This is a genomic window from Rubrimonas cliftonensis (genome assembly GCF_900107585.1).
Lineage (GTDB): Bacteria > Pseudomonadota > Alphaproteobacteria > Rhodobacterales > Rhodobacteraceae > Rubrimonas > Rubrimonas cliftonensis.
This window is the reverse complement of record NZ_FNQM01000003.1, coordinates 544756-565594: the sequence shown is the minus strand read 5'-3', so window position 1 is coordinate 565594 and position 20839 is coordinate 544756. Positions and strand designations below refer to the sequence as shown.

The window sequence follows — 20839 nt, the reverse complement described above, 5'->3', positions numbered from 1 at the left end:
CAGTAGCCGGACGAGCGCAGCCAAGCTACTGGAAACATTTGTCTAATTCATGTCGGGCCTGTGAATAACGGGGATGGATCGCAAAGGCCCCGCGTTTTCAAGGCGCAACGAAACGGGGCCGCGACGCCCAAGCGCCGCGGCCCCCTGGATCGGCCGGCCGTGGCTCAGCGGCGGTCGTCGTCGCCGTCGATGACTTCCATGCCGGCGGGGGCGGCGCGGGCGCCGGCCTCTTCCTCGTCGTCGGTCTCGAACAGGCGCTGAACGTCGAAGTCCGCCTGCTCGGCGGCCTCGGCCTCGGCGCGCAGTTCCGCGACCGTCTTGCCGGCGGCCTGGAGCTCGGCTTCCTCGGCGGTGCGGGCGACGTTGACGCGGATGGTCGCGGAGACCTCCGGGTGCAGCACGACACGCATCGGGTGCAGGCCGAGATCCTTCACCGGGCGGTCGAGGCGGACCTGGCCGCGGTCGAGCGAGAAGCCGCCCGCGGTCGCGGCGTCGGCGGCGTCGCGCGCGGTGACGGAGCCGTAGAGCGCGCCGCCGTCAGACGCCTGCCGGATGACAACGAAGATCTGGCCGTCGAGCTTCGCCGCGACGGCCTCGGCCTCGCGCTTCAATTCGAGGTTGCGCGCCTCGAGCTGGGCGCGCTGCTCTTCGAAGCGGACCATGTTGGCCTTGGTCGCGCGCAGCGCCTTGCCCTGCGGCAGCAGGAAGTTGCGGCCGAAGCCGGCGCGGACGGTGACGATGTCGCCGATCTGGCCGAGGCGCTCGACGCGCTCAAGAAGAACCACTTGCATTGCGGGGGCCTCCTCAGTTCACGGCGTAGGGCAGGAGCGCGAGGAAGCGGGCGCGCTTGATGGCGCGGGCCAGCTCACGCTGCTTCTTCGCCGAGACGGCGGTGATGCGGCTCGGCACGATCTTGCCGCGCTCGGAGACGTAGCGCTGCAGCAGCTTCACGTCCTTGTAGTCGATGACCGGCGCGCCCTCGCCCGAGAACGGGCAGGACTTGCGGCGGCGGAAAAACGGTTTCTTGGCCATGGGTCAATCCTCTCCGATCAATCGTCGCGCCGGCCGCCGCGACCGCCGCGGCCGCCCCGGCCGCCTCGGTCGTCGCGCTGGTTCTTGGAGCGCACCACGGCGCTTTCACCCTCTTCATGCGCTTCGACGCGCACGGTGAGGATGCGCATGATGTCGTCATGCAGGCGCATCAGGCGCTCCATCTCCTCGACCGCGGTCGAGGGCGCGTCGGACTTGACGTAGAGGTAGTGTCCCTTGCGGTTCTTGTTGATCTTGTAGGCCATGGAGCGCAGGCCCCAGTACTCGAACCCGGAGACGTCGCCGCCGTTGTCCTTCAGCACCTGGCCGAAATGTTCGATCAGCGCTTCGGCCTGAGCGTTGGTCAGGTCCTGCCGCGCGATGAAGACGTGCTCATAGAGCGCCATCGCAATCCTCGTATCTCTGGCGCGCTTCATCGTGCGGGCGACTGAGCCCTCCCGGGCCCGCACTCGAGAGGCGACGCGATGTCTGGTCTCGGGAGACGCGCCCTATGCCCTGAATGACCGCAGGACGCAACAGCGAAGGCGCGGCGGCGCTTGACAGGGGCGTTCGCGTTGTTATGTGGGCCGCTCTCTCCCGCAACCCAGAGGTAATGATGTCGCGCGCCTTCGTGTTCCCCGGGCAGGGCAGCCAGTCGGTCGGGATGGGCCGCGCGCTGGCGGAGGCCTGTCCGGCGGCGCGGGCGGTGTTCGACGAGGTCGACGACGCGCTTGGCGAGCGTCTGAGCGCGGTCATGTGGGACGGCCCGGAGGAGGCGCTCGCGCTCACGGCCAACGCCCAGCCCGCGCTCATGGCGACGTCGATGGCGGCGCTGCGGGCGCTGGAGGCGGAGGGCGTCGTCGTCTCGCGCGACGCGGCCTTCGTCGCCGGCCATTCCCTCGGGGAGTATTCCGCGCTCTGCGCCGCAGGGGCGCTGTCGATTGCGGACGCCGCGCGGCTTCTGCGGCTGCGCGGCGCGGCGATGCAGGCGGCGACGCCGGTGGGCGTCGGCGCGATGGCTGCGCTGCTGGGTCTGGAGCTCGCCGCCGCGCAGGCCGTGGCGGCCGACGCCGCGCAGGGGGCGGTGTGCGAGGCGGCCAACGACAACGCGCCGGGGCAGGTCGTGGTCTCGGGACATCGCGAGGCGGTGGAGCGGGCCGTGGCGCTGGCCGGCGAGCGCGGCGCGAGGCGCGCGATCATGCTGAGCGTCTCGGCGCCTTTCCACTGCGCCCTGATGTCCCCGGCCGCGGACGCGATGCGCGAGGCGCTCGGCCGCGCCGAGGTCTTGGCGCCGAAGCCCGCGCTGGTGAGCAACGTTTCGGCCGAGGCGGTGGACGATCCCGACCGCATCCGCGCGCTGCTGGTCGAGCAGGTGACGGGCATGGTGCGCTGGCGCGAGAGCGTCGCGTGGATGGCGGGGCGGGGCGTCACCGAACTCGTGGAGATCGGCGCCGGCAAGGTTCTGAGCGGGCTGGCGCGACGCATCGAACGCAGCCTCGGCGCGACGTCGGTGAGTTCGCCGGAGGATGTCGCCGCGGCGGCTGCGGCCATGTCCGCCTGACGGGCCGCCTGATGGGAGGGACTGAATGTTCGATCTGACGGGACGGCGCGCGCTGGTGACGGGCGCATCCGGCGGCATCGGCGCCGCGGCGGCGCGCGCGCTCCATGCGCAGGGCGCGACGCTCGCGCTGGCCGCGCGCCGGGCGGACGCGCTGCAGGCGCTCGCCGACGAACTCGGCGACCGCGTTCACGTGACGCCCTGCGACCTCTCCGACCCGGCGTCGGTGGACGCGCTGCCGAAGGCCGCGGCCGATGCGATGGGCGGCGTCGACATTCTGGTGAACAACGCCGGCGTGACGCGCGACAACCTCTTCATGCGCATGAGCGACGCGGAGTGGGACGCGGTGATAGCCGTCAATCTCACCGCCGCCTTCCGGCTGGCGCGCGGCTGCCTGCGCGGCATGATGAAGGCGCGCTGGGGGCGGATGGTCTCCATCACCTCGATCGTGGGGACGACGGGCAATCCGGGGCAGGGCAACTACGCCGCCAGCAAGGCCGGCCTCGTCGGCATGTCGAAGTCGCTCGCCGCCGAGGTGGCCTCCCGCGGGGTGACGGTGAACTGCGTCGCGCCGGGCTTCATCGAGACCGCTATGACGGCCGATCTTGCGGACGCGCAGAAGGACAGGCTGCTCTCGGCGATTCCCGCGGGCCGCATGGGGTCACCCGAGGAGATCGCCGCGGCGGTCGTCTATCTTTCGAGCGACGAGGCGCGCTATGTGACCGGCCAGACGCTGCATGTGAACGGCGGGATGGCGATGATCTGAGTGGGTGTTCTCAAGGCGTCCCGGCGTATTTGCCGCGTCTTGGGGGTGTGCTAAGCAACCGCCGGGTCAAGGCCGCCGGCGTCGGGAAAGCGTCGTCGTCAGCAGGCGGGTCACGGGCCGCCGCGGCGCGGACAGAGGTTAACACTGGGCCGCTGCGGCTCATACAATGAGGGACTGGACCATGAGCGATATCGCTGACCGGGTTAAGAAGATCGTCGTCGACCATCTTGGCGTCGATGAGGAGAAGGTCGTGGAGGGCGCGAGCTTCATCGACGATCTGGGCGCCGACAGCCTCGACACGGTCGAACTGGTGATGGCTTTCGAGGAGGAGTTCGGGATCGAGATCCCCGACGACGCAGCGGAGACCATCCAGACGTTCGGCGACGCGGTGAAGTTCATCTCTGAGAACGCGGCGAACGCCTGATTTCTGCCGGGCGGAGGCGGCCTGGCCGCCTCCGGCGCGTCGCGCCCGCCGCCGCCCGCCCCACCGGCGCCGCGACGCGCCGCGGGCAACCGGAGTGCTTCCATGAAACGGGTCGTGATAACCGGCGTCGGCGCCCTGACGCCCCTCGCCTGCGGGGTCGAGGAGACCTGGAGCCGGCTGCTGAACGGCGCTTCCGGGGCCGCCGCGGTCAGGTATTTCGACGCCCGGCACCTGCCCTGCAAGATCGCCTGCGAGATCCCGTTCGGACCGACCGCAGAGGGCGGCTTCACGCCCGAGGACTGGATGCCGTCCCGCGAACGCCGCAAGCTCGACCGCTTCATCGTCTATGCGATGGTCGCGGCGGATCAGGCCATCGCCGACGCCGGCTGGACGCCGACCGACGAGGCGGCGCAGGAGCGCACGGGCGTGATGATCGGCTCCGGCATCGGCGGGATCGAGACCATCGCCGAGGGTGCGATCACGCTGAAGGAGCGCGGGCCGCGGCGCATCTCGCCGTTCTTCATTCCCGCCGCCCTGATCAACCTCTGCTCCGGGCAGGTCTCGATCAAGTACGGCTTCAAGGGCCCCAATCACGCGGTGGTGACGGCCTGCTCCACCGGCGCGCACGCCATCGGGGACGCCGCGCGGATCATCCGCGCCGGCGAGGCGGAGGTGATGGTCGCGGGAGGCGCGGAGGCGCCGATCTGCGAGCTCTCCATCGCGGGGTTCTCCGCCTGCAAGGCGCTCTCCACGAGGTTCAACGAGGCGCCGGATAAGGCGTCGCGGCCCTATGACCGGGATCGCGACGGCTTCGTGATGGGCGAGGGCGCGGGCGTGGTCGTCCTCGAGGAATACGACCATGCGCGCGCGCGGGGCGCGAAGATCTACGCCGAGGTGCTCGGCTACGGCATGTCTGGAGACGCCTATCACATCACGTCTCCCGCGCCGGACGGCGACGGCGGATACCGCTCGATGCGCGCGGCGCTGAAGAGCGCCGGCCTCGACGCCTCCGACATCGACTATGTCAACGCGCATGGCACCTCGACGCCGATGGGCGACGAGATCGAGCTGCAGGCGGTGGCGCGGATGCTCGGAAACCACGCCGCGTCGGTCACGATGTCCTCAACGAAGTCCTCGACCGGCCACCTGCTCGGCGCCGCGGGCGCGATCGAGGCGATCTTCTGCGCCCTGGCCCTCCGCGACCAGATCGCCCCGCCGACGCTCAATCTCGACAACCCTTCGGTGGAGACGCCGATCGACCTCGCGCCGCATCAGCCGCGCCAAAGGAGAATCGACGTGGCGCTCTCCAATTCCTTCGGTTTCGGCGGCACCAACGCCTCGCTGGTGCTCGGCCGGGCGCCCTGAGGGCCGCCGCATGCGCAGCGTCGCGGCGAACGCGCTGACGCTGCTGATCGTGCTGGGCGTCGTGGCGGCGGGCATGATCGGCTATGCGATGCGTCAGGTGGAGGCGGTAGGGCCGCTGGCCGAGCCCGCGCGCTTCACCGTGGCGCGCGGGGCCTCGCTGTCGCAGGTGTCGGATCGATTGGCCGAGGCGGGCATGATCGGGTCGCCGACGCTGTTCCGGCTGGCGGCGCGGTATCGCGGCCAGGACGAGGCCCTGCGGTTCGGCGAATACGACATTCCGGCCGGCGCCTCGATGGCGGGGCTGCTCGACATCCTGACGAGCGGGCGGACGGTGCAGTACTCGCTGACCGTCGCGGAGGGTCTGACCTCCGGGGAGGTCGTGGCGCTGCTCCGGGCGGAGCCGCTGCTGAGCGGCGAGATCGACGAGACGCCGCCGGAAGGCGCGCTGGCCCCAGACACCTATGCGATCCAGCGCGGCGACAGCAGGGCGGCCACCCTGCAGCGCATGAAGGATCTCCAGACGCGGCGGGTCGCCGCCGCGTGGGAGGCGCGTGATCCCGGGCTGAGGCTCGAGAACCCGCTCGATCTCGTGACGCTGGCTTCGATCGTCGAGAAGGAGACGGGCGTCGCGGCGGAGCGCGGACTGGTCGCAGGCGTGTTCCACAACCGGCTGGAGCGCGGGATGCGCCTCCAGTCCGACCCGACGATCATCTACGGGATCACCGAGGGGCGCGGGCCGCTGGAGCGGCCGCTGACGCGGAGCGACATCCAGACGCCGACGCCCTGGAACACCTACACGATCGACGGTCTGCCGCCGACGCCGATCGCCAATCCGGGCGAGGCCTCGCTGATGGCGGCCGCGCGGCCAGAAGATACCGATGCGCTCTTTTTCGTGGCGGACGGGACCGGTGGCCATGCGTTCGCCCGGACGCTTCAGGAGCACAATCGCAATGTCGCGGCGTGGCGGGCGATCGAGCGTTCCCGGGGTTCTTCTGGTAACTAATTAGTATTTAAAGTAAAAAAATGTAAAATGCTTGACAGCCGGATCGCTTTCCGATAGAAGATCAAGCATTGCCATGGAATTTGATTCCCGACGCCGGGGAGAGTGAGTGAACCGGCGGATTTTCTCGAGTGTATTTTTCGCGAGGTGCGGCGTGGCGAAATCCCCAGACGCGCAGCGCGCGGCCCGAAAGGCGCTACAGCACGCCTGCGCAATCTACGAGGAACTCGCCACCACTCTGACTGCGGTGATCATGCATCTTCGCAACGAGGAAGGGCGGCGTCCTCTCGATCCCGACGAGATGGGCGTGATCCGCGCGCATCAGAAGGCTGTATTGATGGTGCTCGATTATGAAGCCAAGCTCTTGCGGCGCCATGTCGGCGTGCAGCGCGCCAGCGAGCGCGCCATCGACCTCGACGCCGCGCGGGCTGAGGTCGCTCGCCGACTCGCTGGCCTCGCTGGAGCGCAGTCAACGTGACGCCTTCATTCGCGGACTGAGCGCCAACGCGCAGGCTGCGCTGCCCTATCTGTTCGAGGTTTGGGCGCATCCGGACCACCAGCTCGCGCCGGAAGGCGAGTGGACGACCTGGGTGGCCATGGGCGGGCGCGGCGCGGGCAAGACGCGGGCGGGCGCGGAGTGGCTGCGCGCCCAGATGGAGGGCGCGACGCCGACGGCGCCGGGCCGTGCGAAGCGGGCGGCGCTGGTGGCGGAGACCTGGGCGCAGGCGCGCGACGTCATGGTGTTCGGCGACAGCGGGATCATGACCTGCACGCCGCCGGATCGCAGGCCGGACTATGTCGCGACGCGGCGGCGGCTGGTCTGGGCCAACGGCGCGGAGGCTCAGCTGTTTTCCGCGGCTGATCCGGAGTCGCTGCGCGGCCCGCAGTTCGACTGCGCCTGGTCCGACGAGCTGGCGAAGTGGCGCCGCGGCCAGCAGGCATGGGACATGCTTCAGTTCGGCCTGCGCCTCGGGACGCGGCCGAGACAGGTGGTGACGACGACGCCGCGCGACAGCGCGCTGCTGCGGCGCATTCTTGAAGATCCGTCGACGGTTGCGACGACCGCGCCGACGGCGGCGAACCGGGCCTACCTGGCCAGGGACTTTCTGGAGAAGATAACAAGTCGCTATCGCGGGACGGCCCAGGGCCGGCAGGAGCTCGACGGCGAACTGCTCACGGAGCGGCCAGGCGCGATGTTCACCCGCGCAGGCATCGAGCGGCACCGCGTCGCAAGGGCGCCGGCGATGGATCGGGTGGTGATCGGCGTCGATCCGCCGGTGACGAGCCACGCCGGTTCCGACGCCTGCGGGATCGTGGTTGCCGGCAGGGCGGGGGACGCCTGCTATGTGCTCGCCGACCGCTCCGCCCAGGGGCTTGCCCCGGCGGCGTGGGCGGCGCTGGTCGCCGAGGCGGCCCGGAGCTACTGCGCCTCGCGCATCGTCGCGGAGGTCAATCAGGGCGGCGATCTCGTGGCGGAGATGATCCGGCGCATCGATCCAGTCGCGCCGGTCTCTACCGTGCGGGCGACGACCGGGAAGGCGGCGCGGGCGGAGCCGGTGTCGCTGCTCTACGAACAGGGGCGCGTGCGCCATGTGGGCTGCCACCCCGCGCTTGAAGATGAACTGTGCGCCTTTGGCGGACCGGGGCCAAGCCCCGACCGTGTCGACGCCCTCGTCTGGGCGGTGGTCGCGCTGATGCATGAGCCTGAGGGCGCGCCGCGGGTTCGGCGGCTCTGAAGAAGGGCTCTGGAAGCCGCGCCGACGAGGCCGCGAGGGCGGCGTCGGCGCCACGGATGCAACCATGGGAGACGCTGATGGCGTTCGGCATTTTCGGCGCGTGGCGAAAGCATGCGCGCGAACAGAAGGCCTCGGCGGTGGGGGCCATGACCGTGATCAATGGGCCAGGCCGCGCCGCATGGACCCCTCGCGACACGGTATCGCTGACACGCGCCGGCTACGCCGGCAACGTCATCGGCTTCCGCTGCGTGCGCATGATCGCAGAGGCGGCGGCCGCCGTGCCTCTGCGCTTCGTCGAAGGCGGGCGCGAGCTTGCCGACCACCCGATGATCACGCTGCTCCAGAGCCCCAATCCGGGGCAGGACGGCGCGGCGCTGCTCGAGGCGACCTACGGACATCTGCAGCTTTCCGGCAACGCCTATCTTGAGGCGGCGAACTGCGACGCGCGCGGCGCCCCGGCCGAACTCCATGTGCTGCGGCCAGACCGCGTGAGGGTGGTGCCAGGCGCCGACGGATGGCCGGAGGCCTATGAATACAGGGTCGGCGCCACAGCGCACCGCTTCGCCATGACGTGCGACGCGCCGCCGATGCTGCATCTGCGCTCGTTCCACCCCTTGAACGACCATTACGGCATGTCGCCGCTGGAGAGCGCGGCGGCGGCCATCGACATCCACAACGAGGCCGCGCGCTGGAACAAGGCGCTGCTCGACAACGCAGCCCGTCCGTCGGGCGCGGTCGTCTATCGCGGCGCCGACGGCGCCGGGACGCTGACCGAGGAGCAGTACGGGCGACTGGTGGAGGAGCTCGAGGCCAACCACCAGGGCGCGCGCAACGCCGGACGGCCGATGCTGCTGGAAGGCGGGCTGGACTGGAAGCCGATGGGCTTCAGCCCCGCGGAGATGGAGTTTCTCGAGACGCGCAACGCCGCCGCGCGCGAGATTGCGCTCGCCTTCGGCGTGCCGCCGCTGCTGCTCGGCCTGCCGGGCGACAACACCTACGCGAACTATCAGGAGGCCAACCGCGCCTTCTTCCGCCAGGCGGTGACGCCGCTCGCCCGCCGGACCGCCAGCGCCCTTTCGGGGTGGCTGGGGTGGCGCTGGGGCGGCGCCGTGCGGGCGGAGCCGGATCTCGACCGTGTTCCGGCCCTCTCCGACGAAAGGGATGCGCAATGGAACCGGATCGCAAAAGCGGACTTCCTGGACGCGGACGAAAAGCGCCGGCTCCTGGGGCTTCCTCCGAGGGAGGTCCGGACATGAAGGATCGACTCTCTACGGGCGCGCGGGCCACCGGCCCCGAAGCGGAGAGCTACGAGGCGGCTTCGGCGCGTCGACTCTCCGAACTGCGGGTCATCGGCAGGCGCTGGCGGGCGCTGCAGACCCGCCTCGACGCGGTGACGCGTCTCGTCAACCAGCACCAGCGTCGTTTGTGACGGGCGACGCGCGGATAGGAGCGAGCAAGATGAAAAACGACATGCGCTCGGTCGGCGAGGGCCCGTCTTCTCCCGGCGCGGGCGCCGCGCTGGAGATGAAGTTCTGTGCGCTCGGACGCCGCTCCGACGCCGAGCCGGGCCTGATCGAGGGATACGCCAGCCTGTTCGGCGTCATCGACGAGGGTGGCGACGAAGTCGCCCCCGGCGCGTTCGCGGCGTCGCTTCAGCGGCGGGGAACCTCGGTGAAGCTGCTGTGGCAGCACGATCCGATGCAGCCGATCGGGGTTTGGAACGCGCTGGGCGAGGACGACCGCGGCCTGCGCGTCTCCGGGCGACTGCTGCCGGATGTGCGGCGCGGCGCGGAGGCGGCGGCGCTGCTGAGCGCGGGCGCCATCGACGGGCTGTCGATCGGCTACCGCGTCATCCGCGCCGAAAAACGACAAGGCGGGGGCCGTCGGCTGCTGGAGATCGATCTCTGGGAAGTGTCGCTCGTGACGTTCCCGATGCTGCCGCAGGCCCGAGCGACCGCCGGTCTCCAGCTGAGCGACGGCGGCGAGGCGGCAGCCGCCCGCCTCTTGACCGAGGCGCTGCGGGAGGCGCGCAGCGTGATCTGACTGTTTCTTCGGTGTTTCAGAGAAGGTGTTTTTGATGAGCGAGACGCATTCGATCGAGGACGGCGGCGCCGCGACCGGCGCCATCCGGGAAGCGAAGGCAGAGGTGAGCGCCCTGGTGCGTGACCTCAAGTCATTTCAGGAAAAGATTGAGGCCAAGATGAAAACCCAGGACGACCGCATTTCGATGATCGACCGCAAGCCCGGCCAGCGCCCCGCGCTCGCCGCCGCCGCCGCGGACGCGACGCCGCATCGCAAGGCCATCGGCGACTATCTGCGCAACGGCGACGAGAGCGGCCTGCGCGGCCTGACCGTCGAGCGCAAGGGCCTGTCGACGGCGGTCGCCGCCGAGGGCGGCTACCTCGTCGATCAGGAGACCGCCGGGCGCATCGGCTCGATCCTGCGCGGCGCCGGCTCGCTCCGCTCGGTCGCGACGGTGGCCCAGGTCGAGGCGGGCAGCTTCGAAGTGCTGATCGACGCCACCGGCATGGCCAGCGCATGGCTGGCCGAGGGCGCGTCGCCGGCCGAGACCGACGCGGGGCAGATCACGAAGATCTCCATCCCGCTGCATGAGCTGGCGGCGATGCCGCGGGCGTCCCAGCGCCTGCTGGACGACAGCGCCTTCGACATCGAGGGCTGGCTGGCGGAGCGCATCGCGGACACCTTCTCTCGCGCCGAGAACGCCGCGTTCACCTCGGGCGACGGCGTCGACAAGCCGCGCGGGTTCCTGACCTACCCGACGACGCCGGCCGACGCCTGGGTGCTGGGCGCGCTCGGCTACATCGCCACCGGCGCGGCGGGCGCCTTCGACCCGACCGACCCCGCCGACGCGCTGGTGGATCTCGTGTACAGCCTCGGCGCCCGCTATCGCCAGAACGCCGTGTTCGCGATGAACTCCAAGACCGCCGGCGCCGTGCGCAAGATGAAGGACGCCGAGGGCCGCTTCCTGTGGGCCGAGGGCGTCTCGGGCGATCAGCCGGCGCGGCTGATGGGCTATCCGGTGCTGACTGTCGAGGACATGCCCGACATCGCGGCCGACGCCTTCGCCATCGCGTTCGGCGACTTCCGCGCCGGCTACACCATCGCGGAGCGGCCCGACGTGCGCATCCTGCGCGACCCCTACACCGCCAAGCCGCATGTGCAGTTCTTCGCCTCCGCCCGCGTCGGCGGCGACGTCACCGACACCGCCGCGATCCGACTGCTGAAGTTCGGCGTCTCCTGAAAGCCTGCGCCGTCCGCGGACGGCTGAGAAGAAGAGGACCGGCGCGCGGAGACCGGCGCGCGCCGGGCTGCGGCGCGCGCCCACAGATCGGGCAGGGGCGCGCGCCGGACGATTCTGGCGAGCCCGGCGCCATGCGGTTTCACGAAAGGAGCGGATATGGGTATCGAGATCATCGGCCCCGCCGTGTCGAGCGAGGCGGTGGCCGACCTCTCCCGCCATCTGCGGTTGCCGGTCGGGTTCGACGACGACGCGGATCGTCGGGCGCAGCTGGAGCGGCTGCTCTCGGCCGCGACGCAGGTCGTCGAGGAGCGCACGCGCCGCCTGCTGCTGGCGCGGACGGCGACGCTATGCAAGTCCGCCTGGGACGACGGCGACACTCTGGTTCTGCCGGTCGGACCGGTGATCTCGGTCGACGGTCTGGCGGTGGTGGCCGAGGACGGCGGCAGGGGCGACGTTCCGGTCGACGCCTGGCGGCTGGAGACGCTGCGCGGCAGGCCGCATCTGCGCGCCCGCGCCGGGCGGCGGCTGCCGGCCATCCCCGCGGAGGGGCATGTGGAGGCGCGCTACCGCGCTGGCTACGGCGAGGTCTGGAGCGACGCGCCGCAGGATCTGAGACAGGCCGCGGTGATCCTCGGCGCGTCCTGGTTCGACGCGGGCGGCGCGCCGGGCGGCGCGGTGCCCGCGACCGTCAACGCGCTGATCGCGCCCTATCTGCCGGTGCGGCTGTGAAGTCCCCGCTGCTCAACCGACTGCTGACGCTCGAAGCCCCGACGCGGGCGGAGGACGGCGCCGGCGGCGCGACGCTGGGCTGGACGCCGCTCGGCGCCCACTGGGCGGAGCTGCGGTCGACGTCGGCGCGCGAAGGCGTGGCCGGCGGGGTGGAGGCGAGCGCCGTCACGCACCGCGCGACCCTGCGCTGGGCGCCGTTCGACGCCCCGTCGCGACCGACGGCGCAGCAGCGCTTCAGGGAAGGCCGCCGGGTCTTCGACATCCTCGGCGTGACCGAGGCCGACCCGCGCAACGCGCATCTGCATGTCTGGCTTCGGGAAGGAGCGCCGCTGTGACCTACGCCTTTTCATGGCCGCTGCAGCAGGCGCTCTACGCCGCGCTCGGCGACCAGCCGACCATCGCGGCCGAAGCGGATGGCGGCGTCCATGACGCGCCGCCGCACGCGGACGCGCTCGGGCCCGACCCCGCGCCCTTCCTGCTGATCGGCGAGGAGACCGTCGAGGCCTGGGGCGACGCCGACATGGCCGGGGCGGCCCATGTCCTGACGATTTCGGTGATTTCCGGGGAGGCGGGGTTCGGGCGGCTGAAGCGCATCGCGGGCGCCGTCTGCGACGCGGCGCTCGGGCCGCTCATCCTGAGCCGCGGCCGCGTGGCGCTGGCGCGCTTCCTCGGCGCGCGGACCCGGCTGATCGCCCGTGCGGGGCTTCGGCGCATCGACCTGCGTTTCCGCTTCGCGATCGAGCAGGACGGCTGAAGCGCGTCTCGACGGCGCGGATTTTCATGGCATCGAAGGAGTGCGGAGCATGGCGGCCCAGCGCGGCAAGGACCTTCTCATCAAGCTCGACGCGCAAGGCTCGGGCGATTTCGAGACCATCGCGGGGCTGCGCGCCACGCGCCTGTCGCTGAATGCAGCGGCGGTCGACGCCACCAGCGCCGAGGCGAGCGGTCGCTGGCGGGAGTTGCTGGCGGGGGCGGGCGTGCAGTCGGCCAGCGTCAGCGGCTCAGGCGTGTTCAAGGACGCGGCCTCGGACGCCGCGCTGCGCACGGTGTTCTTCGACGGCGCCACGCCGCCGTTCCAGCTCGTGATCCCCGATTTCGGGCGCATCGAGGGGGCGTTCCTGGTCTCGCGGCTCGAATACGCCGGCGACCATGACGCCGAGGCGCTGTTCACGGTGAGCCTGGAATCGGCCGGGCCGCTGGTCTTCACGGCGTTCTGAGCATGGCCAATCCGATACGCGGCGAGGCGTCGGTCTCGGTCGACGGGCGGGCGCGCACGCTGCGCCTGACCCTGGGGGCGCTGGCTGAGCTGGAGGCCGGGCTGGGCGCCGAGGGCCTCGTCGACCTCGTCGACCGGCTTGAGCGCGGCGGGATGCGCGCGCGCGACGCCATCGCGGTGCTGACCGCGGGGCTGCGCGGCGCCGGCGAGCCGGTGAACGCAGAGGACGTGGCCTCGATGCGCTTCGACGGCGGCCCGGCGGCGGCGGCGCGAGCCGCCTTGGCGCTGCTCGCGGCGACCTTCTCGGAGGCGCACGCGTGACCGGGCCGCGCCGGCTCGACTGGCGGGGCCTCATGGAGACGGGTCTCGGGCGGCTGCGGCTGCCGCCCGAGGCCTTCTGGGCGATGACGCCCCGCGAGTTGAGCGCCGCCTGCGCCGGCGCCTTCGGGACCGGGCGCAGCGCGGCGGACGCGGGGTCGCTGCGGGCGCTGATGGCGCAGTTTCCCGACGCGGCTTCGGCGAAGCAGGAGGACGCGACATGAGCGACGTCGAAAGCTGGCGGGACGAGACGGGCGCGGACCGCCTTCGCGCGACCGCCGAGGCGCTGGAGGCGGCCGAGCAGGCCGCCGGCGCCTTGTCGAACGCCGTGGGGCTGAACCTGCGCCGCTCGCTGGAGGACGCCGCGCGCGGCGCCGCGGGTTTCGGCGAGGTCGCGCGTCGCTTCGCGCAGGACATGGCGCGCGACGGCCTGCGCGCGGCGGTCGACCCGCTGCGCCGGGCGGTCGGCGACGGCGTCGGCGCGCTGACCGGCTCGCTGATCCACGGGCTCGGCGGGGCGATCTCCGGCGCCGGCGCCGGCGTGCGCGCCTTCGCCAAGGGCGGTGTAGTCGAGGGCGCGACGGCCTTCCCGATGGCCGGCGGCGCGGGGGTGATGGGCGAGGCGGGGCCCGAGGCGATCCTGCCGCTGGCGCGCGCGGCCGACGGCCGGCTCGGGGTGCGGGGCGGCGGCGGCGTGCATGTGACGATGAACGTGACCACGCCCGACGTCGACGGCTTCCGCCGCTCCGGCCCGCAGGTCGCGGCGGAGCTGGCGCGCGCGGTGGCGCGCGGACGGCGCGGGCTCTGAAGGCCGACAGGGGAGACGGGGCGATGAACTTTCACGAAGTGCGGTTTCCGGCGGCGATCTCGCTCGGCGCGACCGGGGGGCCCGAGCGGCGCACCGAGATCGTGACGCTGGCGAGCGGCCATGAGGAGCGCAACGCGACCTGGGCCCACGCGCGCCGTCGCTACGACGCCGGCCTCGGGCTGCGCCGGCTCGACGACGTGCATGCGGTGCTGGCCTTCTTCGAGGCGCGGCGCGGGCGCCTCTACGGCTTTCGCTGGAAGGACTGGGCCGACCACAAGTCCTGCCCGCCATCGCAGACGCCGACGCCGGTGGACTGCGCGCTTGGCGTCGGCGACGGGGTGCTGACGGCGTTCCAGCTCGTGAAGAGCTACGTCTCAGGCCCGGCGCTTTATGCGCGGCCGATCGCCAAGCCCGTCGCGGGTTCGGTGCGCTTGGCGGTCGACGGGACCGAGCTGGCGGAGGGCGTGGACTTCACGGTGGACGCGACGACGGGGATCGTGGCGCTCGCCGCTGCGCCCGCGCCCGGCGCCGCCGTGACGGCGGGCTTCGCCTTCGACGTGCCGGTGCGGTTCGAGACCGATCGGCTGGAGGTGAATCTCGCGGCGTTCGAGGCGGGCGCGATCCCGTCGGCGCCGGTGGTCGAGGTGCGCGTCTGATGCGCCGCCTGGACCCCGCGCTGGCCGCGCATCTGGCCTCCGGCGCCACGACGCTCTGCGACTGCTGGCTGCTGCGTCGGCGCGACGGGCTGCTGCTGGGCTTCACGGATCACGATGAGGCGGTGGCGTTCGACGGCATGCGCTTTCTCCCGGAGACGGCGCTCTCCGCCAGCGCGGCGGAGGCCGTGACGGGCATGGCTGCGGGCAATTTCGAGGTCGCCGGCGCCCTGCGCTCGGACGCGATCGACGCGCGCGACGTCGCGCAGGGCCGTTTCGACGGCGCCGGGCTGACGCGCTGGCGGGTCAACTGGGCCGCTCCCGCGCAGAGGGTGAAGCTGTTCGAGGGGACGCTCGGCGAGATCACGACTGAGAAGGGCGGCTTCCTGGCGGAGGCGCTGGGCCCGGCTTCGGCGCTGAACCGGCCGCTGGGGCGCGCCTATCTCGGCGCGTGCGACGCGGCGCTTGGCGATGCGCGCTGTGGGGTGGACCTTGGCGCCCCCGGCATGGAGGGCGCCGGCGTCGCAGATGAGTTCGACGCGCGAGGGCTGCGCGTGACGGGGCTCGACGATTTCGCGCCGGGCTGGTTCGCCCATGGCGTCCTGCGCTGGACCGGCGGCGCGAACGCGGGGGAAGCCGTGGCCGTTCGCGACGACGCGACGGCGCAGGGCGCCCGGCTGCTGACGCTGGCGCGCACGCCCGGGGCGCCCGTCGCCCGAGGCGACGCCTTCGTTGCGACGGCGGGTTGCGACAAGCGCTTCGCGACCTGCGGCGAGAAGTTCCGCGCGGCGATGAACTTCCGCGGATTCCCGCACATGCCGGGCGACGACTGGATCGCGGCCAGTCCGGCGCCGGGCGCAGCGCATGACGGAGGCTCGCGGCATGGCTGACGTGGCCGCGGCAGGCGCGCGCGCCGTCGCAGCCGCGCGCGCCTGGATCGGCACGCCCTATGTGCCGGGCGCAAGCGCGCAGGGCGCCGGGGCGGACTGCCTCGGCCTGCTCAGGGGCGTGTGGCGGACGCTCCATGGCTGGGAGCCCGCGGAGGCGGCTGGTCCGTTCCATCGGTTGCACGCGGCCCAGGGCGTCGACGAACGCCTCTGGCGCGGGCTCGCCGCGCGGATGGAGACGGTTGCGGCCGGGGCGGCGCTGGGCGGCGACGTCGCGTTGATCCGGATGCGGCCGGGTATGGCGGCCGAGCATGTCGGCGTGCTGGCGTTCCGCCCCGAGCGGGGGGCGACCCTGATCCACGCCTACTCCCGGCGCGGCGTCGTGGAGTCCGCGCTGGGCCCTGCCTGGCGCGGGCGCGTCGCGGCGGCGTTCCGATTTCCGGAGGATGTGTGATGGCGACGCTTGTTCTGGCCGCGGCGGGCGCGGCGGCGGGGTCGGCGGCGGGCGCGGCGCTCGGCGCCGGTCTCGCCGGCGCGGGGGCGGTGCTCGGCCGCGCGGCGGGGGGCGTGCTGGGCGGCGTGATCGACCAGCGCATCCTTGGCGACGGGGCCGCGGCGGTCGACACCGGGCGCGTCGCGCAGTTTCGCGTGATGAGCGGCCGCGAGGGCGCGCCGATCCCCCGCGTCTATGGCCGGATGCGCGTCGGCGGACAGGTTGTCTGGGCGTCGCGCTTCCGGGAGGAGACGAGCACGGGCGGCGGCGGCAAGGGCGGCGCGCCGGCGGTGCGCAGCCATCGCTACAGCGTCTCGCTCGCGGTGGCGCTCTGCGAGGGGCCGGTCGAGCGCATCGGGCGGGTCTGGGCCGACGGCGCGCTGCTTGACATCAGCCTCGTGGAGCACCGCCTGCATCGCGGGACGGAGGATCAGGCGCCCGACCCGCTGATCGAGGCGATCGAGGGCGCGGCGCCGGCCTATCGCGGGACCGCCTATGTCGTGTTCGAGGATCTCGACCTTGGCCGTTTCGGCAACCGCGTGCCGCAGTTCAACGTCGAGGTGTTCCGCCAGCCGAAGGCGCCGGCGGGACTGTCGGACGAGATCGCGCCGCCGCTCTCGCAGCTCGTGCGCGCCGTGGCGCTGTCGCCGGGCTCGGGCGAGTTCTCGCTGAACCTTGAGCCGGTGCGCCGGCGCATCGGGCCCGGCGCGTCGGTGACGGAGAACGTCAACGGCCTCGCGGAGCGCGCCGACGCGCTTGCCGCCTTCGACCAGCTTCAGGAGGAGGCGCCGGCCTGCGGCGCGGCCTCGCTGGTGGTGTCGTGGTTCGGCGACGACCTGCGCTGCGGCCAGTGCCGCATCCGCCCCGGCGTCGAGACGCGCGACAAGCTCACCGAGCCGGTCGCCTGGCGCGCGGGCGGGGCCGACCGGGCTTCGGCGGCGCTGGTGGGCCAGCGCGACGGGCGGCCGGTGTTCGGCGGCACGCCCTCCGACGACGGCGTTGCGGCCACGCTGCGGGAGATGAAGCGGCGCGGGATCAGCGCGATGTTCTACCCGTTCATCCTGATGGACGTGCCGCCCGGTTCCGGCCGGCCGAACCCCCATGGCGGCGAGCAGCCCGCCTATCCATGGCGCGGGCGCATCACGCTCGACGTCGCGCCGGGTCTGCCGGGAAGCGTGGACCGGACGACCGCCGCCGAGGCTCAGGTCGCGGCGTTCTTCGGCGCGGCGCGGGTCTCCGATTTCAGCGTCGCGGGCGACGCCGTGAGCTATCACGGGCCGGAGGAATGGGGGCTGCGACGGTTCATCCTGCACTATGCGCATCTCTGCGCGGCGGCGGGGGGCGTGGAGGCCTTCTGCATCGGCTCCGAGCTGCGCGGGCTCACCTGGATCCGGTCCGGGCCTGGCGTCTATCCGGCGGTGGCGGCGCTGCGCGCGCTGGCGGCTGACGTGCGCGCCATCCTCGGGCCGACGACGAAGATCGGCTATGCGGCGGACTGGTCGGAGTATTTCGGGCACCAGCCGGCGGACGGAAGCGGCGACGCGGCGTTCCATCTCGACCCGCTCTGGGCCGATCCGGCGATCGATTTCGTCGGCGTCGACAACTACATGCCGCTCGCCGACTGGCGCGACGGCGACGGCCACCTCGACGCCGCAGCCGGCTCGGGGCATTCGCTGGCCTATCTGCGCAGTCAGGTTGAGGGCGGCGAGGGCTTCGACTGGTATTATGCGACGGACGCCGATCGCGCGGCCCAGCGACGCAGCCCGATAACCGACGGCGCACATGACGAGCCCTGGATGTTCCGCTTCAAGGACATCCGCAACTGGTGGTCGCGCCGGCACCATGACCGCATCGGCGGCGTGCGCAGCGCGAGCCCGACGGCGTGGGTTCCGATGTCCAAGCCGTTCTGGTTCACCGAGATCGGATGCCCGGCGGTCGACAAGGGCGCCAACCAGCCGAACGTCTTCGTGGACCCGAAATCTTCCGAGAGCGCCCTGCCGCACTTCTCCAGCGGCGCGCGCGACGAGGCGATGCAGCGGCGCTACCTTCAGGCGGCGCTGGGCTATTGGGAGGACGCCGGGCGCAACCCGGTGTCGCCGGTCTATGGCGGGCCGATGGTGGACCCTGCTCGGGCCTATGTCTGGACATGGGATCTGCGCCCGTGGCCCGATTTCCCGCAGCGCCTGTCGGTCTGGTCGGACGGTGCGAACCACCGTCTGGGCCACTGGATCACGGGGCGGCTCGGCGGCGCCGGTCTGGCCGAGACCGTGGCGGAGATCTGCGGTGAGGCCGGGGTCGCCTCGGTCGACGTCGCCGGGCTGCACGACGTTCTGGACGGGGCGTTGCAGGAGGCGACGCAGACCGCGCGGGCGGCGCTTCAGCCGCTCATGGTCGCGTTCGGTTTCGACATGGTGGAGAACGGCGACGGGCTGCGCTTCATCCCACGCGGCGCAACGGCCGCGGCGGCGGTCGCGCCGGACGGCTGCGCGGCCGACGGCGACGGCGCCGCCTTCGCGCTGACGCGCTCGCCGGCCCAGTCCGCGCCCGACGCGGTGCGGGTCGCCTATCACGCGGGGGACGGCGCCTATGAGGCGGCGGTGGCGGAGGCGCGGCTCGGGCCCGGCCCCGCCCGCCGGGTGGAGGCGGCCGATCTCGGCCTCGCCCTGGCGGGCGAGGCGGCGCAGGACGCCGCGGAACGCCTGCTGCACGGCGCCCATGCGGCGGCCGAGGAGGCGCGCTTCGTGCTGCCGCCCTCCTCGCTCGCGCTGGAGGCTGGCGACGTGGCGCTGGTCGAGACGGGCCGCGGGCCGGTTCCGATGCGCATCGACCGTGTGATCGAAGGAGCCGCCGGAGCCTCGCGGGCGATGACGGCCCGCCGGGTGGATGCGGCGGCGCTCCGGCGCGCGAGGGCGCCGGCCCGGACGGTCAGGCCGCCGCAACCGCCCGCGCGCGAACCGGTCGAACTGGCGGTGTTCGAGGCGCCGGCGCCTGACCAGACGGACCTGGCGCTCTCGATCGCCTGTTTCGCGGCGCCGTGGCCCGGGCCGGTCGCCGTATGGCGCGACGGCGGCGATGGCGCGGCGGCGCCGGCGATCCTGCTCGACAGACCCGCGACGATGGGCGCTCTCGCTCAGGTGGCGCCGGACGCGGCGCCCGCACGTTGGGCGGGCGCCGCGCTGGAGGTCGAGTTGTTCGGCGGCGCGCTGACGGCGCTTGCGGCGGAGGGCGTGCTTGGCGGCGGCAATCGCGCGGCGCTGCGGCATGACGACGGATCGTGGGAGGCGCTGCAGTTCGCCGGCGCCGAACTGATCGCGCCGCGGCGGTGGCGCCTCACCGGATTGCTGCGGGGGCAGGCTGGTTCGGAAGCGGCGCTCGCCGCTCCGGCGGGCGCGGGGGCGCGCCTGGTGCTGCTGGACGGGGCGGTGGGGCGGCTGCCGATCGCGGCTTCTTCGCTCGGCGCGCCGCTCCGGCTGATCGCCGGGCCGGCGCATCTGCCGCCGGAAAGCGCCGCTCACCGGGTGGTGGAGTTCACGCCGGCGGGGCTCGGTCTGCGCCCATGGGCGCCTGCGCATCTGGCGGCGATGCGAGAGGCGGACGGCGCGCTTGCAATCTCGTGGGTGCGGCGGGCGCGGCTTGGCGGAGACGCCTGGGGCGTCGTGGAGCCGCCTGTGGGCGAAGAAGCCGAGCGCTATCGCGTGACCGCGCGCATCGGCGGCGCGGTGGTGCGGCAGACGGACGTGACGGCGCCCGCGTGGCGCTACGGAACTGCGGAGCAGGCGGCCGATGCGGCGCGTGGCGGGACGGCGGAGGGGGCGCTGACGGTCTCCGTCGCGCAACTTTCCGCCACGGTCGGCCCAGGTTGGGAACGGAGGGTATTGATCGATGTCTGATACGCGGAGACTGGGCCTCACGCTGCTGGAGGCCGGGCAGGCCCAGAAGCATGTGACGGTCAACGCCGCGCTGACGCGGCTGGAGGGCTTCTCTGCCGCGACGGCGCTGAGCCGCACGCTCGCCGCGGCGCCCCCGGCGCTGGAGGGCGACCTCTACATTCCCGCCGACGGCGCCTCGGGCGCCTGGGCGGGCCACGACGGGCGTCTTGCGCTGTTTGACAATGGCGGGTGGGTCTTCGCCGACGCCGAGCTCGGGAGGCGGCTCTTCGTCGCCGACGAGGCCGCCGAAGTGGTTCATGACGGCGACGGTTGGGCGGCGGCGACGGGCGAGGGGGCCTTCGGCGCAGGGGCCTCGCTGCGCGCGGCGACGCTCGATCACGCCGTTACCGGCGGCGTGGTTTCGCTGACGGCGACTTTCATCCCGGACAAGGCCATCGTGCTTGGCGTGACCGCCCGCGTGATCGCGCCGCTGGAGGGGCCCGGGCTCACCGGCTGGCGGCTCGGCGTCGAAGGGTCTCCGGATCGCTACGGCTCGGGTTATGGCGTCGGGCTCAACGCCCATGCTGCAGGCGTGACCGGCGCGCCGGTGGCCTACTACGGCCCCACCGCGCTGCTGCTGGCGGCGGAGGGAGGCGCGTTCGAGCGCGGCGTCGTGCGGCTCTGCGCGCATCTGCTGACGCTGACGCCGCCGCGGCCGGTCTGAGC

26 protein-coding genes are annotated in these 20839 nt (G+C 72.6%); 23 read left to right on the top strand and 3 right to left on the bottom strand.

The annotated features are described in order from the left end of the window. Nucleotides 1-164: 164 nt before the first annotated feature. The 3 genes from rplI to rpsF are packed head-to-tail and all read right to left on the bottom strand — an operon-like array spanning nt 165 to nt 1436. Nucleotides 165-791, bottom strand: coding sequence for a 50S ribosomal protein L9 (rplI, locus tag BLW43_RS08150; protein ID WP_093251487.1), 627 nt, complete (start codon nt 789-791; stop codon nt 165-167). Nucleotides 792-804: 13 nt separating this feature from the next. Next, on the bottom strand, nt 805-1032 hold the full coding sequence (rpsR, locus tag BLW43_RS08145; protein WP_093251485.1) for a 30S ribosomal protein S18: 228 nt from the start codon (nt 1030-1032) through the stop codon (nt 805-807). Nucleotides 1033-1049: 17 nt separating this feature from the next. After that, nucleotides 1050-1436, bottom strand: coding sequence for a 30S ribosomal protein S6 (gene rpsF / locus BLW43_RS08140; RefSeq protein WP_093251482.1), 387 nt, complete (start codon nt 1434-1436; stop codon nt 1050-1052). A gap of 209 nt (nt 1437-1645) precedes the next feature. Here rpsF and fabD point away from each other — a divergent pair, with 209 nt between their 5' ends. From fabD to BLW43_RS08030, 23 genes are all read left to right on the top strand, one after another. Beyond that, a complete protein-coding gene (fabD, locus tag BLW43_RS08135; RefSeq protein WP_093251703.1) occupies nt 1646-2590 on the top strand; it encodes an ACP S-malonyltransferase in 945 nt (314 codons plus the stop codon). Nucleotides 2591-2615: 25 nt separating this feature from the next. Further along, the gene (gene fabG, locus BLW43_RS08130) at nt 2616-3353 is read left to right on the top strand and encodes a 3-oxoacyl-[acyl-carrier-protein] reductase (RefSeq protein WP_093251480.1); all 738 of its coding nucleotides are present in this window, start codon (nt 2616-2618) and stop codon (nt 3351-3353) included. Nucleotides 3354-3534: 181 nt separating this feature from the next. Then, entirely contained in the window at nt 3535-3777 is a 243-nt protein-coding gene (locus tag BLW43_RS08125; RefSeq protein WP_093251477.1) for an acyl carrier protein, read from the top strand. 102 nt (nt 3778-3879) lie between these two features. Then, nucleotides 3880-5142, top strand: a complete 1263-nt coding sequence (gene fabF / locus BLW43_RS08120; protein ID WP_093251475.1) for a beta-ketoacyl-ACP synthase II — start codon at nt 3880-3882, stop codon at nt 5140-5142. A gap of 10 nt (nt 5143-5152) precedes the next feature. After that, nucleotides 5153-6145 (top strand): endolytic transglycosylase MltG, encoded by a 993-nt coding sequence (gene mltG, locus BLW43_RS08115; protein WP_093251465.1) that lies wholly within the window; start codon nt 5153-5155, stop codon nt 6143-6145. Between the two features lie 106 nt (nt 6146-6251). Beyond that, on the top strand, nt 6252-6620 hold the full coding sequence (locus tag BLW43_RS23450) for a hypothetical protein (RefSeq protein WP_175478809.1): 369 nt from the start codon (nt 6252-6254) through the stop codon (nt 6618-6620). Next, nucleotides 6517-7878: a DNA-packaging protein gene (locus tag BLW43_RS08105; protein WP_093251460.1), complete on the top strand. Its 1362-nt coding sequence runs from the start codon at nt 6517-6519 to the stop codon at nt 7876-7878. Before BLW43_RS23450 ends, BLW43_RS08105 begins: the two co-directional genes overlap by 104 nt. A 77-nt stretch (nt 7879-7955) precedes the next feature. Then, the gene (locus BLW43_RS08100) at nt 7956-9134 is read left to right on the top strand and encodes a phage portal protein (protein ID WP_093251458.1); all 1179 of its coding nucleotides are present in this window, start codon (nt 7956-7958) and stop codon (nt 9132-9134) included. After that, nucleotides 9131-9307 (top strand): hypothetical protein, encoded by a 177-nt coding sequence (locus BLW43_RS23445; protein ID WP_175478808.1) that lies wholly within the window; start codon nt 9131-9133, stop codon nt 9305-9307. Before BLW43_RS08100 ends, BLW43_RS23445 begins: the two co-directional genes overlap by 4 nt. 29 nt (nt 9308-9336) lie before the next feature. After that, nucleotides 9337-9921 carry an HK97 family phage prohead protease gene (locus BLW43_RS08095; RefSeq protein ID WP_425441169.1) on the top strand — a complete coding sequence of 195 codons (585 nt, stop codon included), beginning with the start codon at nt 9337-9339 and terminating at the stop codon, nt 9919-9921. A 34-nt stretch (nt 9922-9955) separates the two neighbouring features. Further along, the gene (locus tag BLW43_RS08090) at nt 9956-11140 is read left to right on the top strand and encodes a phage major capsid protein (protein ID WP_093251455.1); all 1185 of its coding nucleotides are present in this window, start codon (nt 9956-9958) and stop codon (nt 11138-11140) included. A gap of 156 nt (nt 11141-11296) precedes the next feature. Next, a complete protein-coding gene (locus BLW43_RS08085; protein ID WP_093251452.1) occupies nt 11297-11869 on the top strand; it encodes a head-tail connector protein in 573 nt (190 codons plus the stop codon). Next, on the top strand, nt 11866-12204 hold the full coding sequence (locus BLW43_RS08080; protein WP_093251450.1) for a head-tail adaptor protein: 339 nt from the start codon (nt 11866-11868) through the stop codon (nt 12202-12204). Before BLW43_RS08085 ends, BLW43_RS08080 begins: the two co-directional genes overlap by 4 nt. Next, the gene (locus tag BLW43_RS08075; RefSeq protein ID WP_175478807.1) at nt 12201-12623 is read left to right on the top strand and encodes a DUF3168 domain-containing protein; all 423 of its coding nucleotides are present in this window, start codon (nt 12201-12203) and stop codon (nt 12621-12623) included. The genes BLW43_RS08080 and BLW43_RS08075 overlap by 4 nt, the downstream gene beginning before the upstream one ends. Before the next feature lie 49 nt (nt 12624-12672). Further along, on the top strand, nt 12673-13086 hold the full coding sequence (locus BLW43_RS08070; protein ID WP_093251445.1) for a phage major tail protein, TP901-1 family: 414 nt from the start codon (nt 12673-12675) through the stop codon (nt 13084-13086). A gap of 2 nt (nt 13087-13088) precedes the next feature. After that, on the top strand, nt 13089-13406 hold the full coding sequence (locus BLW43_RS08065; RefSeq protein ID WP_093251442.1) for a gene transfer agent family protein: 318 nt from the start codon (nt 13089-13091) through the stop codon (nt 13404-13406). Further along, nucleotides 13403-13627, top strand: a complete 225-nt coding sequence (locus tag BLW43_RS08060; RefSeq protein ID WP_217632119.1) for a rcc01693 family protein — start codon at nt 13403-13405, stop codon at nt 13625-13627. Before BLW43_RS08065 ends, BLW43_RS08060 begins: the two co-directional genes overlap by 4 nt. Then, nucleotides 13624-14211, top strand: a complete 588-nt coding sequence (locus BLW43_RS23905; protein ID WP_217632118.1) for a phage tail tape measure protein — start codon at nt 13624-13626, stop codon at nt 14209-14211. The genes BLW43_RS08060 and BLW43_RS23905 overlap by 4 nt, the downstream gene beginning before the upstream one ends. Nucleotides 14212-14234: 23 nt before the next feature. Then, nucleotides 14235-14867, top strand: coding sequence for a DUF2460 domain-containing protein (locus BLW43_RS08050; protein WP_093251440.1), 633 nt, complete (start codon nt 14235-14237; stop codon nt 14865-14867). Then, the gene (locus BLW43_RS08045) at nt 14867-15754 is read left to right on the top strand and encodes a DUF2163 domain-containing protein (protein WP_093251437.1); all 888 of its coding nucleotides are present in this window, start codon (nt 14867-14869) and stop codon (nt 15752-15754) included. The genes BLW43_RS08050 and BLW43_RS08045 overlap by 1 nt, the downstream gene beginning before the upstream one ends. After that, nucleotides 15747-16205 (top strand): C40 family peptidase, encoded by a 459-nt coding sequence (locus BLW43_RS08040; protein ID WP_093251435.1) that lies wholly within the window; start codon nt 15747-15749, stop codon nt 16203-16205. The genes BLW43_RS08045 and BLW43_RS08040 overlap by 8 nt, the downstream gene beginning before the upstream one ends. Next, on the top strand, nt 16205-20134 hold the full coding sequence (locus tag BLW43_RS08035; protein WP_093251432.1) for a baseplate multidomain protein megatron: 3930 nt from the start codon (nt 16205-16207) through the stop codon (nt 20132-20134). The genes BLW43_RS08040 and BLW43_RS08035 overlap by 1 nt, the downstream gene beginning before the upstream one ends. Beyond that, nucleotides 20127-20837 (top strand): DUF2793 domain-containing protein, encoded by a 711-nt coding sequence (locus BLW43_RS08030; RefSeq protein ID WP_093251429.1) that lies wholly within the window; start codon nt 20127-20129, stop codon nt 20835-20837. The genes BLW43_RS08035 and BLW43_RS08030 overlap by 8 nt, the downstream gene beginning before the upstream one ends. Nucleotides 20838-20839: the final 2 nt, after the last annotated feature.

What these genes read in the sequence shown, in the direction of transcription:
- fabG (WP_093251480.1), top strand. Translation starts at nt 2,616, where the DNA reads ATGTTCGATCTGACGGGACGGCGCGCGCTGGTGACGGGCGCATCCGGC.
- BLW43_RS08045 (WP_093251437.1), top strand. Translation starts at nt 14,867, where the DNA reads ATGCGCCGCCTGGACCCCGCGCTGGCCGCGCATCTGGCCTCCGGCGCC.
- BLW43_RS08035 (WP_093251432.1), top strand. Translation starts at nt 16,205, where the DNA reads ATGGCGACGCTTGTTCTGGCCGCGGCGGGCGCGGCGGCGGGGTCGGCG.
- BLW43_RS08090 (WP_093251455.1), top strand. Translation starts at nt 9,956, where the DNA reads ATGAGCGAGACGCATTCGATCGAGGACGGCGGCGCCGCGACCGGCGCC.
- mltG (WP_093251465.1), top strand. Translation starts at nt 5,153, where the DNA reads ATGCGCAGCGTCGCGGCGAACGCGCTGACGCTGCTGATCGTGCTGGGC.
- rplI (WP_093251487.1), bottom strand. Translation starts at nt 791, where the DNA reads ATGCAAGTGGTTCTTCTTGAGCGCGTCGAGCGCCTCGGCCAGATCGGC.
- BLW43_RS23445 (WP_175478808.1), top strand. Translation starts at nt 9,131, where the DNA reads ATGAAGGATCGACTCTCTACGGGCGCGCGGGCCACCGGCCCCGAAGCG.
- BLW43_RS23905 (WP_217632118.1), top strand. Translation starts at nt 13,624, where the DNA reads ATGAGCGACGTCGAAAGCTGGCGGGACGAGACGGGCGCGGACCGCCTT.
- BLW43_RS08040 (WP_093251435.1), top strand. Translation starts at nt 15,747, where the DNA reads ATGGCTGACGTGGCCGCGGCAGGCGCGCGCGCCGTCGCAGCCGCGCGC.
- BLW43_RS08125 (WP_093251477.1), top strand. Translation starts at nt 3,535, where the DNA reads ATGAGCGATATCGCTGACCGGGTTAAGAAGATCGTCGTCGACCATCTT.
- rpsR (WP_093251485.1), bottom strand. Translation starts at nt 1,032, where the DNA reads ATGGCCAAGAAACCGTTTTTCCGCCGCCGCAAGTCCTGCCCGTTCTCG.
- BLW43_RS08105 (WP_093251460.1), top strand. Translation starts at nt 6,517, where the DNA reads ATGTCGGCGTGCAGCGCGCCAGCGAGCGCGCCATCGACCTCGACGCCG.
- rpsF (WP_093251482.1), bottom strand. Translation starts at nt 1,436, where the DNA reads ATGGCGCTCTATGAGCACGTCTTCATCGCGCGGCAGGACCTGACCAAC.
- BLW43_RS08100 (WP_093251458.1), top strand. Translation starts at nt 7,956, where the DNA reads ATGGCGTTCGGCATTTTCGGCGCGTGGCGAAAGCATGCGCGCGAACAG.
- BLW43_RS08085 (WP_093251452.1), top strand. Translation starts at nt 11,297, where the DNA reads ATGGGTATCGAGATCATCGGCCCCGCCGTGTCGAGCGAGGCGGTGGCC.
- fabF (WP_093251475.1), top strand. Translation starts at nt 3,880, where the DNA reads ATGAAACGGGTCGTGATAACCGGCGTCGGCGCCCTGACGCCCCTCGCC.
- BLW43_RS08030 (WP_093251429.1), top strand. Translation starts at nt 20,127, where the DNA reads ATGTCTGATACGCGGAGACTGGGCCTCACGCTGCTGGAGGCCGGGCAG.
- BLW43_RS08065 (WP_093251442.1), top strand. Translation starts at nt 13,089, where the DNA reads ATGGCCAATCCGATACGCGGCGAGGCGTCGGTCTCGGTCGACGGGCGG.
- BLW43_RS08050 (WP_093251440.1), top strand. Translation starts at nt 14,235, where the DNA reads ATGAACTTTCACGAAGTGCGGTTTCCGGCGGCGATCTCGCTCGGCGCG.
- BLW43_RS08095 (WP_425441169.1), top strand. Translation starts at nt 9,337, where the DNA reads ATGAAAAACGACATGCGCTCGGTCGGCGAGGGCCCGTCTTCTCCCGGC.
- BLW43_RS08070 (WP_093251445.1), top strand. Translation starts at nt 12,673, where the DNA reads ATGGCGGCCCAGCGCGGCAAGGACCTTCTCATCAAGCTCGACGCGCAA.
- fabD (WP_093251703.1), top strand. Translation starts at nt 1,646, where the DNA reads ATGTCGCGCGCCTTCGTGTTCCCCGGGCAGGGCAGCCAGTCGGTCGGG.